The organism is Fictibacillus nanhaiensis, assembly GCF_049537595.1.
GTDB classification, from domain to species: domain Bacteria; phylum Bacillota; class Bacilli; order Bacillales; family Fictibacillaceae; genus Fictibacillus; species Fictibacillus nanhaiensis_F.
The window spans coordinates 545,526-558,795 of the sequence record NZ_JBMULM010000002.1; the positions used below are offsets into that span (position 1 = coordinate 545,526).

General features: G+C 35.3%; 19 protein-coding genes. 12 read left to right on the forward strand and 7 right to left on the reverse strand.

Annotation, left to right across the window (positions count from 1 at the left end; translation table 11 throughout):
* Window positions 1-151: 151 nt before the first annotated feature.
* The gene (locus ACOZ9X_RS14100; protein ID WP_423418730.1) at window positions 152-673 is read right to left on the reverse strand and encodes a DUF6843 domain-containing protein; all 522 of its coding nucleotides are present in this window, start codon (window positions 671-673) and stop codon (window positions 152-154) included.
* Window positions 674-854: 181 nt separating this feature from the next.
* On the opposite strand from ACOZ9X_RS14100, the gene ACOZ9X_RS14105 reads away from it, so the two are divergent.
* Entirely contained in the window at window positions 855-1,703 is an 849-nt protein-coding gene (locus ACOZ9X_RS14105; RefSeq protein WP_423418731.1) for a DUF2785 domain-containing protein, read from the forward strand.
* Window positions 1,704-1,753: 50 nt separating this feature from the next.
* On the opposite strand, the gene ACOZ9X_RS14110 is transcribed toward ACOZ9X_RS14105, so the two are convergent.
* Window positions 1,754-2,089: a winged helix-turn-helix transcriptional regulator gene (locus ACOZ9X_RS14110; RefSeq protein ID WP_423418732.1), complete on the reverse strand. Its 336-nt coding sequence runs from the start codon at window positions 2,087-2,089 to the stop codon at window positions 1,754-1,756.
* Window positions 2,090-2,211: 122 nt separating this feature from the next.
* On the opposite strand from ACOZ9X_RS14110, the gene ACOZ9X_RS14115 reads away from it, so the two are divergent.
* From ACOZ9X_RS14115 to ACOZ9X_RS14125, 3 genes are all read left to right on the forward strand, one after another.
* Complete coding sequence (locus ACOZ9X_RS14115; RefSeq protein WP_423418733.1) at window positions 2,212-2,706, forward strand: lactoylglutathione lyase family protein; 495 nt, start codon at window positions 2,212-2,214, stop codon at window positions 2,704-2,706.
* A gap of 138 nt (window positions 2,707-2,844) precedes the next feature.
* On the forward strand, window positions 2,845-3,495 hold the full coding sequence (locus tag ACOZ9X_RS14120) for a pentapeptide repeat-containing protein (protein WP_423418734.1): 651 nt from the start codon (window positions 2,845-2,847) through the stop codon (window positions 3,493-3,495).
* 102 nt (window positions 3,496-3,597) lie between these two features.
* The gene (locus ACOZ9X_RS14125) at window positions 3,598-3,798 is read left to right on the forward strand and encodes a hypothetical protein (RefSeq protein WP_423418735.1); all 201 of its coding nucleotides are present in this window, start codon (window positions 3,598-3,600) and stop codon (window positions 3,796-3,798) included.
* Between the two features lie 57 nt (window positions 3,799-3,855).
* Here the strand turns inward: ACOZ9X_RS14125 and ACOZ9X_RS14130 are convergent, their stop codons facing one another.
* Genes ACOZ9X_RS14130 through ACOZ9X_RS14145 form a run of 4 tightly spaced genes read right to left on the reverse strand, consistent with a single transcriptional unit; the run spans window position 3,856 to window position 6,864 of the window.
* A complete protein-coding gene (locus tag ACOZ9X_RS14130) occupies window positions 3,856-4,848 on the reverse strand; it encodes an ABC transporter permease subunit (protein WP_423418736.1) in 993 nt (330 codons plus the stop codon).
* A gap of 1 nt (window position 4,849) precedes the next feature.
* Complete coding sequence (locus tag ACOZ9X_RS14135) at window positions 4,850-5,725, reverse strand: ABC transporter permease subunit (protein ID WP_423418737.1); 876 nt, start codon at window positions 5,723-5,725, stop codon at window positions 4,850-4,852.
* Complete coding sequence (locus ACOZ9X_RS14140; protein ID WP_423418738.1) at window positions 5,718-6,320, reverse strand: hypothetical protein; 603 nt, start codon at window positions 6,318-6,320, stop codon at window positions 5,718-5,720. The genes ACOZ9X_RS14135 and ACOZ9X_RS14140 overlap by 8 nt, the downstream gene beginning before the upstream one ends.
* Window positions 6,310-6,864, reverse strand: a complete 555-nt coding sequence (locus ACOZ9X_RS14145) for a sigma-70 family RNA polymerase sigma factor (RefSeq protein WP_423418739.1) — start codon at window positions 6,862-6,864, stop codon at window positions 6,310-6,312. Before ACOZ9X_RS14145 ends, ACOZ9X_RS14140 begins: the two co-directional genes overlap by 11 nt.
* A gap of 188 nt (window positions 6,865-7,052) precedes the next feature.
* Between ACOZ9X_RS14145 and ACOZ9X_RS14150 the strand changes: the two genes are divergently transcribed.
* Window positions 7,053-7,904 carry an aminoglycoside 6-adenylyltransferase gene (locus ACOZ9X_RS14150; protein ID WP_423418740.1) on the forward strand — a complete coding sequence of 284 codons (852 nt, stop codon included), beginning with the start codon at window positions 7,053-7,055 and terminating at the stop codon, window positions 7,902-7,904.
* Window positions 7,905-7,925: 21 nt separating this feature from the next.
* Window positions 7,926-8,069, forward strand: a complete 144-nt coding sequence (locus ACOZ9X_RS14155) for a hypothetical protein (RefSeq protein WP_423418741.1) — start codon at window positions 7,926-7,928, stop codon at window positions 8,067-8,069.
* A 46-nt stretch (window positions 8,070-8,115) separates the two neighbouring features.
* On the opposite strand, the gene ACOZ9X_RS14160 is transcribed toward ACOZ9X_RS14155, so the two are convergent.
* The gene (locus ACOZ9X_RS14160; RefSeq protein ID WP_423418742.1) at window positions 8,116-9,312 is read right to left on the reverse strand and encodes a DUF418 domain-containing protein; all 1,197 of its coding nucleotides are present in this window, start codon (window positions 9,310-9,312) and stop codon (window positions 8,116-8,118) included.
* Between the two features lie 190 nt (window positions 9,313-9,502).
* On the opposite strand from ACOZ9X_RS14160, the gene ACOZ9X_RS14165 reads away from it, so the two are divergent.
* The 6 genes from ACOZ9X_RS14165 to ACOZ9X_RS14190 all read left to right on the forward strand — a co-directional run bounded on the left by ACOZ9X_RS14165 (window position 9,503) and on the right by ACOZ9X_RS14190 (window position 13,258).
* Entirely contained in the window at window positions 9,503-10,075 is a 573-nt protein-coding gene (locus ACOZ9X_RS14165; protein ID WP_423418743.1) for a DUF2975 domain-containing protein, read from the forward strand.
* A 19-nt stretch (window positions 10,076-10,094) separates the two neighbouring features.
* A complete protein-coding gene (locus ACOZ9X_RS14170) occupies window positions 10,095-10,298 on the forward strand; it encodes a helix-turn-helix domain-containing protein (protein WP_066392329.1) in 204 nt (67 codons plus the stop codon).
* A gap of 26 nt (window positions 10,299-10,324) precedes the next feature.
* Window positions 10,325-11,017, forward strand: a complete 693-nt coding sequence (locus tag ACOZ9X_RS14175) for a diphthine--ammonia ligase (protein WP_423418744.1) — start codon at window positions 10,325-10,327, stop codon at window positions 11,015-11,017.
* The gene (locus tag ACOZ9X_RS14180) at window positions 11,014-11,535 is read left to right on the forward strand and encodes a GNAT family N-acetyltransferase (protein WP_423418745.1); all 522 of its coding nucleotides are present in this window, start codon (window positions 11,014-11,016) and stop codon (window positions 11,533-11,535) included. The genes ACOZ9X_RS14175 and ACOZ9X_RS14180 overlap by 4 nt, the downstream gene beginning before the upstream one ends.
* Window positions 11,536-11,642: 107 nt before the next feature.
* Complete coding sequence (locus tag ACOZ9X_RS14185) at window positions 11,643-12,518, forward strand: hypothetical protein (protein WP_423418746.1); 876 nt, start codon at window positions 11,643-11,645, stop codon at window positions 12,516-12,518.
* Window positions 12,518-13,258, forward strand: a complete 741-nt coding sequence (locus ACOZ9X_RS14190) for a DUF5694 domain-containing protein (protein ID WP_423418747.1) — start codon at window positions 12,518-12,520, stop codon at window positions 13,256-13,258. The genes ACOZ9X_RS14185 and ACOZ9X_RS14190 overlap by 1 nt, the downstream gene beginning before the upstream one ends.
* Window positions 13,259-13,270 lie beyond the last annotated feature (12 nt).

Sequence of the window (13,270 nt, forward strand, 5' to 3'; positions counted from 1 at the left end):
ATAAAGGCTGTATCTTGGGCTTGTCAACACATAAATTTTAAATGAAACAGCAAAAGGCAGTGTGGAAACGGTATCATTTATTCAGTTACATACATGTATTACCCAAAATAAAAAAGGTGCAGAAGGATTTGAAATCCCCCCGCACCGCAACTTATTTCTTTATTGCCAGCTTTTGAAAATAATATTTTCCTACATGGTTCACTTGCGCATTAAAATCATTTCTTCCGTTTTCTTTAAACGAAGGACCACAGCTAGAAGAAGTTACTTGAATAACAGAATACTTAATATCTTCACCGTTTTTGCCGGAAAAACCACCGTTCGATCCAAGACTGATACACTGATCGTTGATTTCTTTTCGTTTTCCGTTTTTATCAACGTAATAATATTTATCATTCACAACCCCATAGATCATGTCCTTCGTTGACGTGAATGAAACACCATACTGACTGATCTCCGTATCTTTTAACACATCCAAAGTTTTCTCTTTAACTGGAATAACCGTATAATCATCTTCTTTTTTTAACGGCGGTTCGTCGGGCATGTTATAAAACGTAAAAATAGAGCCCTCAAAACCTTCTGGAATCAAAAAGATATTGTTTGTAGTCTCTTGTTTATTAAAATTACAGCCTGCTAAAAACAATATGGATATCGCAACAATTATATATTTTTTCAATTGCATTCACTCTTTCAATTCATTTTCTTTATTGTATCATTGTATCCAAAATTCCAATAACAACTAACAAGCTTTCCACAGAATTGTAACGAGTTAAACAAATTTTTCCAAAATATAACCTTTATTATTCCTTCTTTTTGTATAATGAAAAAGATAGATTAGAAAATGGGGGATAAAGATAATGGCGACATTGTTTCAAAGCAACACAATCGTAGAAGGAACCGAATTGTTAGCACTCTTAACTTCGATAAATAACAAAGAAAAGACATGGGAAGATGTAGATCAAGAAGTTGTTCTAGATTCGATGATCCTACATATTGGGTCACCAAATAGTGTTCTGAGAGAGATGGTTTATCGATCGTTTTATATGTCAATTATCCATGATCAGCTCGACTACGAGACAGTAAAGAAACTCCTAGATTATAGTATGAAGCACCTTTTATTTAAAGGAATAGGCGAAAGTGGGACAGATTCTGTTTTCACACGCGCTTTCACAACGATATTAATCGCTGTGATCATCAATAAAGATATCGAAGTGGATTTTCTTCCAAAAGAAACACTTATTGAAGTGAAAAATGATATCAAAAAGTATATGAAGTTGGAACGAGATGTTAGAGGTTATGTACCCGTAAAAGGGTGGGCACACAGCATTGCTCATGTGGCGGATACGTGCGATGAACTGATCAAAAATGAAAAAATTGCTGAAGTTGAATACTTTTCTATTATTGAAGTGCTTTTGAAAAAATATTGTACGACACCGACTGGTTTTTTGCATGGAGAAGATGAGCGCGTTGTTACAGCTGTTCTTGCCATGCTGAAAAAAGAGGTTGGATTAGAAGAATTAAAACTATTTGTTAAAGGTATTCCCGGTCTTTTAAAATCTCAAAAAGAAGAAATGTCATCTGAACAGTATTGGTTTGTTATGGCTAACTGTAAGTCCTTATTAAAAAGTCTCTTCCTAGGGGTTAGTGATGATCCGCTATCTAATTCACTCCAACAAACAATTCGAAAAAGCTTATCACAAATTTAAAGAAGCTAAAGGAGGCAGGCTTTTGGTTAGTAGCACTGAGCCTCCTTTTGTTATGCCAAATCTCCGTGCTCTGTTCCCCAATCATGCATCTGCTTTAAGATGGGCAATAGAGTTGTGCCAAATGCAGTCAATGTATATTCAACTCTTGGTGGAACCGTATTGTATGATTTACGATCAATAAATCCTTCTTCTTCTAATTCCTTTAATTGCTGAGAAAGGACTTTATGTGTCACACCTGGCAGCATACTTCTTAATTCGTTGTACCGCAATGTACCATCCACAGCTAAGTGCCATAGAATAACTGTTTTCCATTTACCACCGATTTTTTGCAATGTATATTCGATCGAGCATTTTAATTTACCATCGTCATGTGTTGATATCTTCATGAGCATAACAGTCCTTTCTTACCTTAAGGATAGTATGTCACTTTAAAGTGCGTTCTTACATACGCGAAGTAAGTCTGGGTATAATGATTCCTGTATTCAAAAATAAAAGGAGGAATACGATTATGCCAATCTATCCAAGAACATTCTCTCATATCGGTTTATCTGTGCCAAATTTAGAAGAAGCCATAAAATTTTATACAGAGGTATTCGGGTGGTACGTTATCATGGAGCCATCTGATGTAGAGAATGATGATACACCGATCGGACAAATGTGTCGAGATGTATTCGGTAATGACTGGGAAACTTTCCGAATTGCTCATCTAGCTACAGGTGACAAGATCGGAGTTGAACTGTTCGAGTTTCCTCATAACGAAAAGCCGGAAAACAATTTCGAGTACTGGAAGACAGGTTTGTTCCACTTTTGTATCCAAGACCCAGATATCGAAGGGATCGTTGAGAAAATTAAAGAATATGGTGGCAAACAGCGTATGCCTATTCGTGAGTATTATCCGAACGAAAAACCTTATAAAATGGTATATGTAGAAGATCCGTTCGGCAATATCTTTGAAATCTATACACATAGCTATGAGCTCACGTATTCTCAGGGAGCTTACTAATAAACTTTTGAACCGCTGACGTTTTTGTTCAGCGGTTTTTTTCTTTGCACAGATTTCTGAAGAAAAGAAAAGACTACTATTTGTATATTTACTTCTGTAAGCTTGATTTAACATAATCAAGGAAATGGAGTGAAGAAAATGACAAAAAAATTTAAAATAGATCTGCCTAAAATTCAAGGGGATTTAGAAGAAGCACGGTTTCGAGATCTGTATATAGAAGAAGATCCTTATCTTCACGATTGCTCGATCACGGGAGCATTTTTAGAGAATGAAGAAATCGATAAGCTGATTCTTTCTAAAGTGAAATTCAATAATGTAACGTTGATTCATTCGAGTTTTTATAAAATAGATATGACAGATGTTGTATTTGAAAACTGTGATTTTTCTAACACAAATTTTAAAGAAGGTATTTTGTATCGCGTACATTTTAAGGATTGTAAACTGATGGGTGTTGATCTAGAAAAAGCAAATCTTAGAAATGTGACATTTGAAAACTGTATGTTAGACATGAGTGAGTTTGTAGAAACAGATCTTAAGCCCGTTTTGTTCGACCAATCATCGCTTAAACAGGCAAACTTTTATGAAACAAAACTGAATGCAGTAAAATTTGAATCGTGTAATATCGAGGAAATTGATTTTACAGAAACATCCTTAAACGGGATCGATATTAGTACATGTACATTCAATACCATCCACGTAGACCTCACAAGTTTAAAAGGATGTACCGTATCCCGTGAACAAGCAATCGTGTTTTCCACATTGTTAGGATTACAAGTGAAAGAAGAATAAAATAAAAAACCTACCTATAAACTGGATAATTATGTTAATATCGGTCTAGACACTATTGCATGACTTCATTGATTTAGATCATTTTCCCTTAGGAGAGATGAAATGAAGGAGAACCTTACACTAGCTTGGATTGCTGCTTTATTTGCTCTTGTAGGACAGCTGTTGTTTTTTATAATCATCGCGATTTATACCGATGAATGGCGTTTCGTAATGTGGAGTTTCATCGTGAGTATGAGCGTTGGGTTTCCTAGTATCATTCACGTTTGGCAGGCACAAAAACGTACGAATTTAAACAGAAAATAAGAATAGAATTTCAGTACAAAATAAAGCTCATTTCCCATCTAAAGGGAAATGAGTTTTTTACGTTTTGTTCTCTTTAACAAATGAAAAAGAAGGTACAGCTAATACTACCTCAATAGGCTTTGTTTGATCTTTAAAGCTTTTTTGTTTAAATAAAAGGTAAGCCCTCTCTAGGCCTGAAAGTATAAATGTACATGCGATTATGGTTAATGTGAAAAAAAGAATTGGGACAAGTGGAATCCATGGATGCGACATAAACGATGGATAATACATCCCCAGTAAACCCGTCCATTCATGAGTAACAGAATCTATATCTCCTCCATGAAAAACAATGGTTCCTCCAAAAAATACTTGTAGCACTCCTAAGTGTATTAAGATGACAAGGACTTGAATGAATTGCTGCAGTAACAAGATGATAAGTATTGGTTTGAGGTGGGGGGCAATGTGTTTTCTTAGAATATAAGGATAACGGCCACCTAATATTTTTGCAGAACGAACAAATTCTTCATTGAGTAATAATTTTATTTCATTTCCTAAATAAAAAGTAATTGTAGGAACGGCAAACATAATTAAAATCATTAGCTGGAAGCCGACCCTTAGATAAAAGGGTTCTGGTGTAGTACCGTTACCAAATGTTAGGGCGTGTTGCAAGAGGAAATAGGAAATCATAGTCATTGGAATAACTGAAAAACTATCAAAAAAAGATTCAAAGCTTCGGAAAAGTGGTTTGTTAAATTTAGCCAGAGTTATCGCTAGTAATAAGCCAATAAAAATACGCATGAAAGTGATAAGTAGTCCAGCCCCTATTGTCCACTTTGCACCTTCAATGATGAGATGAAGCAAATCATACCCTTTACGGTCCGTTCCTAATAAGAATTCAGCTGACGGTGCAAACGGGGCAGCACTCACTGAGCCATTTTCATCAAAAAGTAAGGATACACGTCTGATTTCGCCATCATAGATAACTGAATTTCCAATACTTAATAATACAAGACTTACTAAAAACAGAAGAGCAGTTATAGCTCTTTTTTGGCGTATGAAATAATACCACATATTAGACGACCTCTTTTAACAGATGTGAAGTGAATAGTCTAAACAGATGGAAATAAATAAAAATAGGTACATAGATGAGTAATAATGCAACTGTAAAAGTTTCGATACTGTTATAGTCTTTTACAAAAATAAATATCCCAATAGAGTTAAAAAAATATTCAATAATATAAAGGTTGGATAACATAAGCCAAATGTTGGTTTTTGTAAAAAAGAAGAAGCGAAGTAAAACGTTTCTTACCACATGTTTAAAAAATACAGTGAAATGACTTAAACCTTTTCCACTTGCAAGTGATACATATGGCTTTTCATACTCTTCTTCTGTATGAAAAAGTAAAATTTTCGTAAACATTATGGTTGTAGGAATACTTAAACAGATGATCGGAAGTGCTCTTATCTTTTGATCTCCAGCCGCTGCAACTTCCACAACGAGTATCCCGGTTTTTTTAAACAACCAAACGATAGACAACTGTAAGATCATAATGATTAAAATATCTGGCAAAGCTTCAAGGTACAGAAGGCTCTGCTTAACTTGGTTTACAATTCTAGGATTAAGACAGGTAAGACAATAAACGATAAGTACCGCTAGTATTAATGAGACGACAAATGAGCTAGCAAATATAGTTATAGATTCTTTGTATCGGATTAAGATTTCAGGAAATAACGGACGTACAACTTTATAATAGGAATACGTTAAAGCAGAAGGTTCAAGTAAACCTGCAACTAGGTTTTTAAATGCTTGAAAATACTGTGTGATATTTAACGAAAGCCCGTTAAAAAGAGCTGGTGTAGCACCTAATGCTATAATCCCTACTAATGACAGGAATAGATGAATACACGTGAATAATGAATGTTTGACCCCGCTAATTACTTTATTCATCTTCCGGCATGCTCCATTCAATACCGATTGATCCTGCAGGTTTATGTGCGATAAGTATGTAGTTATTTGCATTCCCGTTATCATAAATAGCTGGATTTTCTCTATAAATTGAAAGGTATACAGTCACATTTTTTTTATCCCATATGTTTTTTCGATGTGGGTAAAGCTCTTGATAGAGTCTTGAGTATGTTGTTAACACCTCTTCTACATTCTTCTTGTAATCATTTATTTCACCGTGGTCTGAGATCATCACTTCCATGGAGAAGGACTTTTCACTTTGTTGAAGGTTATAAATTTCATCGGTTAATCCTTTTTGTTTAGCCAAATTTTCAGCTTTTGTTAAAAAAGGGATAGACATATAATTTGTTGCCGAATTACTTCCTGTTTTTGAAACGAGAAGTGGTATGGTAGTTGTCACTATAAGTAGGACTAGCGCCGTAATCATAAGGTCTTTCGCAAAAAAGAACGAGGGTTTAACACTTTTTTTTCCTTTAATACTTAGTAAAATCCCTTTTTCCATTTGCGAGGTAAGTTTAATATGTCTATATACGCGCTGATTCATATGTATTTTTAGATTTTGTAGTTTATCTTCCAAATGTAGATTCCCTCCATTTTTCTAATCTACTTTTAAGAATTTGTCGGGCTTGATAGAGCCTTGACTTGACCGTTGTAGACTTTAGCTTAAGAACTTGTTCAATTTCTTGCAGCGATAGTTCTTCATAATAAAATAAGAGAATAACTTCTCTATACTTAGGCTTAAGCTTCATAATCTCTTGAACGAGTTGCTCTGTTTCATCTTGGATAATTAACTTCAACTCTACCGATTTTTCATTAGAGGCTGTGAAAGATAATATCTGAGAAAGCCTCAATTGTTTATAATGCCAGCTCTTTAAATAATCTTTGCATTTGTTTATTGCAATTCGATAGATCCAGCTTTTAATCGCTTGTTTCTCGCGTAGATCATCCATGTGTAAGTAAACCGTTAACATCGTATCTTGAAGAATGTCCTCAGATATTGCTTGATCTTTAACATAGGAATAACAAAGTCGTAAGATGCTTTCTCCATACTGATTTATAATGGGCTTTAATTGTTCTTCGCGGTGATCATATGTTTGATTCTGTAATGGATTTAATTTCATCTGCACCCCTCATAAAAAAAGTCATTTAACTAAAGACGATCCACTTTAATAAAGGTTGGATTTTTTTTCTAACCATTAACCATTTCTAATGTTTATTTAAAAAACCTTTTTTATCCAATTAGAAGGTACAATCCACCTTTAAGAGGAATATGAAAAGAAGATGATAATAGGGAGCTGGTTTTCAATGAGTGGGATTTGAAGCTTTAAGGGATTATTATAAGAAGAGAGACGAAGAACTGCCGTTACAACGTGAAAAATTGATGAGAACTATAGAACAAGACCTAGTGGCAGATAAAAATGTTATAGCGATATTTTATGGCGGGTCCATCGGAAAAGAAAGCACAGATCTCTATTCAGATATTGATCTTCGTGTTGTCGTGCAAGACGCTGTTTTTGAGAAGTTTCGAGAGAATAAAAAGAAAAGAGCGGCCAATTGGGGGGAAGTTCTTTTCTATGAAGATTTTCCTTGGACAAACTATTCTATCGCTCATTATGACTTCTTTATTAAAGTGGATACTTTTTATTACAAGAAAAATGATCTTCACCCTTCTATTTGGATGCAGCATTTAAAAATAGTTTACGATCCTGAAGGTCATGTAAACTCCATAAGGCAACAATCCCTTCAGCTATCCTACTCGCCAACAATAGAAGAAGTAGAAATCTGGCGTAGTAAATTCTTCGCATACGTTCATGAGTTTTATAGACGAATCATGCGAAATGAATTCTCATACACAAAACAATGTTTAGAAAACGCAATCTATTCTATGGTGTCAGGTTGGTATATGGTTGCAGGACTTCAGCCGAATAACTTTGGAGATTGGTCTAAGGTGGAAGGAACAAGAAGTCCACTAGTTGAATCACAGCGCATGCTCCTATCTGAATGGCGCTACAAATCTAACGAAGAAGACATGTTAAGGATTTTAAGAAAAATCTTACCTCATTTTCAAAAGTTACATAAAGAGTTATGTGAAATCGTCGAAATTACGTATAAACAGAAATGGGAAGAAGAGATTTTAAAGAAAGTTCTCATTGATCATTAACTGGCATGAGGTGGTGAGTGTATGGAATATGGAGCGTCAGGGTTAGCATTAATGGGGTTATTTACATTTTTAGTACCAATAAGAGTAGGAATCTTTGTCTTGGTCATGCTATATCAAATGAACCGATCTCTAAAAAGAATAGCTGATCGACTTGATGAGAAATAATAATGAAACAAAAAATAGCTGTCCCTGTATGGACAGCTATCTTTATTTATATCGCTTTTCTATAATTATCCTCTAAAGAAGTATATTTTTTGAACTTAGGTATCTTTAAGTAGACGACCAAGCGTACAAGATATTCCATTGGACCGATGGGCAGGTATTTTAAATAAATGGAACTAAGGAGTGCTTGAGTTCCGAAGATTAAAACACCTACTACAGTGGCCAGTATTACACCAAGATCACCAAACCAACCTAAACCATAGCCGTAAAAAAGAAATGTACAAATCATCGATTGCATTAAATAATTTGTTAATGATAGTTTTCCCATACTTTCAAAACCACTTAAAAAGCGTCTGAACTTCTGATGGTTGTACATGTAAACGAACAGACTGATATAACCGATAGCAAGCATACTTCCTCCGATCATACTCATATCTAAACGATAATCCCACTGCTTGCTGAGTAGAGGAGTAGCTTTTAGTAAGAGTCCGATTGGTATAAATAAACCACTTAGGATTGTAAACTGTTTGATCTTAGAAGACGTATTTTGCAGCCATTTTCGATGTGCTGCATACATACCAATCAGAAAAATTGGACTAAGAACAAAAGGAGTTAATAATAACATGAAGGCGGCTTCACCACCACTCATATCAAGCATTTCGTCATCAAGACTGTGTGCTCTTATTTCTGAGTACGTTCCTGATCCATAGATTTCTTGTGTTTGTTTCATGTATAAATCTATCTTATCAGCACGAATCATTTTGATTTCTTCTGCCTCAAACAGAGAGCCAATGAAGAGAAGAGAGAATAGTAGAGTAGCCCAAATCAATAGTGTCTTTGGTTTGCGATTTACCATGACCAAAAGCAGAAGACCCATAAGCCCATATACAAAAAGAATATCTCCTTCCCATAAATACGTACTATGCAAGATCCCAAGAGTCATCAGTAAAGCAAATCTTCTGAACAGATGCCACTTTACGCGTTTGTTATTTTCCTTTAACTTGTTACGCATAAGAATGAGAGAGTACCCAAAGATGAACATGAAGATGGGAAGGAATGCGCCTTCAATCACCACTTTTGTGAAGTAGTAAGCATATGTATCAACGGTTGATAATTGAAAATAATGAATTTCGTCCTTTCCAAAGATTCCGAACTGGAAAATGAGTAGGTTTGCTAAAAGAATCCCTAATAAACTAAATCCCCTAATACCATCGATGATGTTAATTCTCTGTTTGACCAATGACATGTTAATAATCCCCTTTATCTACATAATTACCAATACCTAACAAATGAGTCGACGACATAACTATAACAGCGCATTTTATAAAATTCAACAATTATTTATTGTTTTACGATAAAAAAATAATGATTATTGAGATTTTATCCTTCTTTTATGGTATGTTAAATTTATGAAATTAAAGAAGAGGAGCAGAAAGATGAAGTGGAAAATTTTTTATAAATATGGAGCGAAATTATGCTCAGTTCTTTTTTATGTTATTGGTCTTATTGGTATTTTTACCTTGGTATATCATTTGTCTTATTTAATGAGTCCAACAGGGGAATTGGCAAAGTCTTTCGGTGCATTTGATCCTGTTTACAGCAACTTAACGTTAGTTTTTGATCAGCAACCTTTACTTTATAAGGATGAAGAATTCATCGTCCTCTCATTGGTGACCTCTATCATTATGTTTGTTTTTGCATTAATTTTCCTAAGACTCATGATGAAATTGTTACAGAATTTACACCAAGAGAGTTTATTTATGATGGAGAACGTTAAGGTTTTATTCAAGATGGGTATCACCATTCTTGTACTTGGGTCAGCTTTTACTTTTATGGACGAGCTTTTAATGACAAAAGCACTTAAGGAAATCCATGTAACGAACGCTTCTGTAACATATACAGGATTAGCTTATGTTGATACGTTTTTCACAGGGATTTTCGTAATGATTCTAGCCTCTGCACTAAAGGTTGCCGTAGAGGCAGTAGAAGAAAATAAACACACAATCTAAAGGTGGAGTAGGGATTGCGATGATTAGAATAAAATTAGATGTTATGATGGCACAACGGAAGATGTCATTGAACCGATTATCTGAACTGGTTGATATCACCCCTGCTAATCTTTCTGTACTTAAAAATGAAAAAGGAAAAGCGATTCGTTTTTCAACACTTGATGCATTGTGTAAAGTACTAGAATGTCAGCCAGGGGATCTGATCGAATATATCGAAGACTAATAGAAAAAAGGAAGAGGGATGGTTGCATGAAAAAAGTAGCTGTTAGCTGGAGCGGAGGGAAAGACAGCTGCTTAGCTTTATATCGATTGTTTCAAGAAAAGCATGAAGTTGTATGCTTGATATCCATGGTTTCTGAAGAAGATGCACGGAATCATGCCCATGGTATTCCGTTAGAAATCTTACAATTACAAGCAGATGCGATCGGTCTTCCTTTAATTATGGTGGATTCCGCTGGTGAGTATGAAGCTTCTTTAATCACGTCTTTAACTTCAATAAAAGAACAGTTTGGGTTAGATGCGATCGCATTCGGCAGTTTGTATATGGAAGAAGACCGGAAATGGAATGAACAGGTTGCGGAAAAAGCAGGTCTGGATGCTCTTTTTCCCGTATGGATCTTAGAAGAACAAGCCTCTGAACTATTGGAAGAATTTATTTCATTAGGTTTTCATTCGATTGTTTGTCGAGCTTCAGCAGATATCTTGGACTCGACTTGGACAGGTCGTGAGTTGAATACAAGTTTTTGTGAGGATATTGAAGTTACCAAGAGCTGCTCTATGGGTGAACATGGAGAATATCATACATTTGTTGTAGACGGACCATTCTTCGGAAAAAGGCTTGAGATTGTTCACTCAGATGTTATCTTAAATTCAGGATTATGGTCGCTCGACATACATTCATGCAGGTTCATAGATAAGGATACGGAGGCTGTTATGAAATGAACATTCACTTTAGAAAGATGTTAAAACCTGAAGAAAACGTAGTAGAAGCTTTAAATCGTTGGGAGAACGACACAAAGCTTGTTCCATTAACACGACCGAATAAGGATAGAGTAGAGCTCGAAAGTAAACGTATTATCACGGTGGAAGACTTGTATCAACGTTTGGAATTTCACGAGATTTATTTGATCTTTGTAGATAATCAATTAGTAGGTGAGATGAACTATATGGTCGATCCTCCTCACCTTTTTAAGAGAATGGAAGGAACGGCATGGTTAGGTATTACGATAGGTGAATCGGTTGGAAGAGGTAAAGGAATTGGGTACCAAGCGCTATCATACTTAGAGAATGAAATGAAAAGAAAGGGTCTGAAACGCATCGAGCTCGGTGTGTTTGAATTTAATGCCAACGCTCAAAAGCTTTATCAAAAATTGGGATACTCAGAAATTGGTAGAGTCGAAGCATTTACGTATTATCAAGATCGAATGTGGGCGGACATTCGAATGGAGAAATTAATTTAATAATGATGACTCAAAACTGTCCATTCGGGCAGTTTTTTTGATTTAAAGGGATTTTTTGGATTTTTATTGAATTGAGATAGCAAAAGAGATAGGAAAAGAGGATTATCATGAAAATTATTGATACTGTTTCATTTTTTCTGAAAAACTATCAGCCAACGATCTCGTTTTTGAAAGAATATTATAAAAGGTACCCGTCTGTCTTTCATGAATATTTTTCTTACCATTGCAAAGATACCCAGGAAAGACATGATTTATCAATTAAAAAATATCAGGACTCTTGGTCGTCTATACAATGCGTTCACGATTCAATAAATCCGCTTATTCAGGAAGTTGTTCAAAAGTATGAAGAGGAATATGGAGTACAATTTCCTGTTGAAGTAAACTTGATCGTTGGTGGTTATGGCTCGAATGCATACACGCACAGACAGATCATACCGAATGTTACGTTCGCATTAGAAAAACTGTCACCAGAACGAGAGCATTTAAGAACCATTGTTGCCCATGAATTTGGGCACGCCACACAAAATATTTTGACTGATAAAGCAGGTATGAAGTGGGAAAGAGTAATTTGGAACAGTCCAATGACTTGGTTAAATCAAGAAGGTGCAGCGACTCACTTTTCTAGGAGAATTGTAGGCAGTCTCCATCCATCTGTTTACTTTTCCTTTGATAACCATGGATGTGAGTGGTTGGAGTTTGCTCAAAAACATGAAGATGAGATTTTGCTGGCGTTTGCAAAAGATTACAACTCATTCTCTGCCCAATCAATTTTTTCAGAATGGTTCTCCATTAATGGTGGTAAGAAATTTGGTCACAGCAGACTTGGCTATTATATAGCGGATCTCTTCTTTCAAAACCAAGTTAAAAAGCTAGGTGAGGGTGATGCGATTACGGCTTGGAATGATGATAATTTCATAAGGAATGCTGAGAGTTGGTTATCTCAAAAAACTGGATTAAATAAAAATAGTATGGAGCTGTTGTGATGAACATCAAACAAGAAAAACCACAAATAATGATACTAGGAACTTTTCACATGAGGTATACGCCGGATCTTCAACGAATGGAGTTTGATGATCTGTTAGCTGAATCAAGACAACAAGAAATTCAAAAAGTAGTCGAACACTTAATGAAATTTAAGCCAACAAAGGTTGCACTAGAGGTAGTAAAGAGTGAAGAGAATAAACTCAATCAAGAATTTAATCAATATAAAGAGGGTCAATTGGATCTTGCAATTGACGAAGTACATCAGCTTGGGTTCCGTATCGCCTCAAATCTACAACATGAAAAAGTACATGCTGTGGACTGGATGGATACGGTAGGAAATAGAGGGTTGGGTCAGGTTTTTGAGTGGGCTGAAAAGAATCAACCTGAGTTTTTTCGTTACATAAATGATACCTATCGTTCTAATCAAGAACTTTCAATAGGCGAGAAGAGTATTTATGAAATAATCAGATCACAAAACCAAAAGTCCTATATTGAAAAGCAGCACGAAATGTATTTGGCGATAGCACGAATTGGTTCATCTGAAGAATATATTGGCATCGATTGGATGAGATGGTGGTATCAACGAAATCTAATCCTTTATTACAATTTAGCTAAGATTACATCGATATCAGATCGTACTCTATTAATAATTGGTGCGGCTCATGTCCATTTAGTCACCCAATTTTTAAATGAGAGCAGGTTGTTTAATATCGTAAATCCCCTAGATTACATCACATAGATGAGCAAGCGC

Bases quoted from the DNA above. Each gene is read 5' to 3' on its own strand.
- ACOZ9X_RS14175 (WP_423418744.1), top strand. From the start codon at position 10,325: ATGAAAAAAGTAGCTGTTAGCTGGAGCGGAGGGAAAGACAGCTGCTTA.
- ACOZ9X_RS14130 (WP_423418736.1), bottom strand. From the start codon at position 4,848: ATGTGGTATTATTTCATACGCCAAAAAAGAGCTATAACTGCTCTTCTG.
- ACOZ9X_RS14120 (WP_423418734.1), top strand. From the start codon at position 2,845: ATGACAAAAAAATTTAAAATAGATCTGCCTAAAATTCAAGGGGATTTA.
- ACOZ9X_RS14185 (WP_423418746.1), top strand. From the start codon at position 11,643: ATGAAAATTATTGATACTGTTTCATTTTTTCTGAAAAACTATCAGCCA.
- ACOZ9X_RS14145 (WP_423418739.1), bottom strand. From the start codon at position 6,864: ATGAAATTAAATCCATTACAGAATCAAACATATGATCACCGCGAAGAA.
- ACOZ9X_RS14160 (WP_423418742.1), bottom strand. From the start codon at position 9,312: ATGTCATTGGTCAAACAGAGAATTAACATCATCGATGGTATTAGGGGA.
- ACOZ9X_RS14115 (WP_423418733.1), top strand. From the start codon at position 2,212: ATGCCAATCTATCCAAGAACATTCTCTCATATCGGTTTATCTGTGCCA.
- ACOZ9X_RS14190 (WP_423418747.1), top strand. From the start codon at position 12,518: ATGAACATCAAACAAGAAAAACCACAAATAATGATACTAGGAACTTTT.
- ACOZ9X_RS14135 (WP_423418737.1), bottom strand. From the start codon at position 5,725: ATGAATAAAGTAATTAGCGGGGTCAAACATTCATTATTCACGTGTATT.
- ACOZ9X_RS14180 (WP_423418745.1), top strand. From the start codon at position 11,014: ATGAACATTCACTTTAGAAAGATGTTAAAACCTGAAGAAAACGTAGTA.
- ACOZ9X_RS14105 (WP_423418731.1), top strand. From the start codon at position 855: ATGGCGACATTGTTTCAAAGCAACACAATCGTAGAAGGAACCGAATTG.
- ACOZ9X_RS14165 (WP_423418743.1), top strand. From the start codon at position 9,503: ATGAAGTGGAAAATTTTTTATAAATATGGAGCGAAATTATGCTCAGTT.
- ACOZ9X_RS14110 (WP_423418732.1), bottom strand. From the start codon at position 2,089: ATGAAGATATCAACACATGACGATGGTAAATTAAAATGCTCGATCGAA.
- ACOZ9X_RS14170 (WP_066392329.1), top strand. From the start codon at position 10,095: ATGATTAGAATAAAATTAGATGTTATGATGGCACAACGGAAGATGTCA.
- ACOZ9X_RS14155 (WP_423418741.1), top strand. From the start codon at position 7,926: ATGGAATATGGAGCGTCAGGGTTAGCATTAATGGGGTTATTTACATTT.
- ACOZ9X_RS14125 (WP_423418735.1), top strand. From the start codon at position 3,598: ATGAAGGAGAACCTTACACTAGCTTGGATTGCTGCTTTATTTGCTCTT.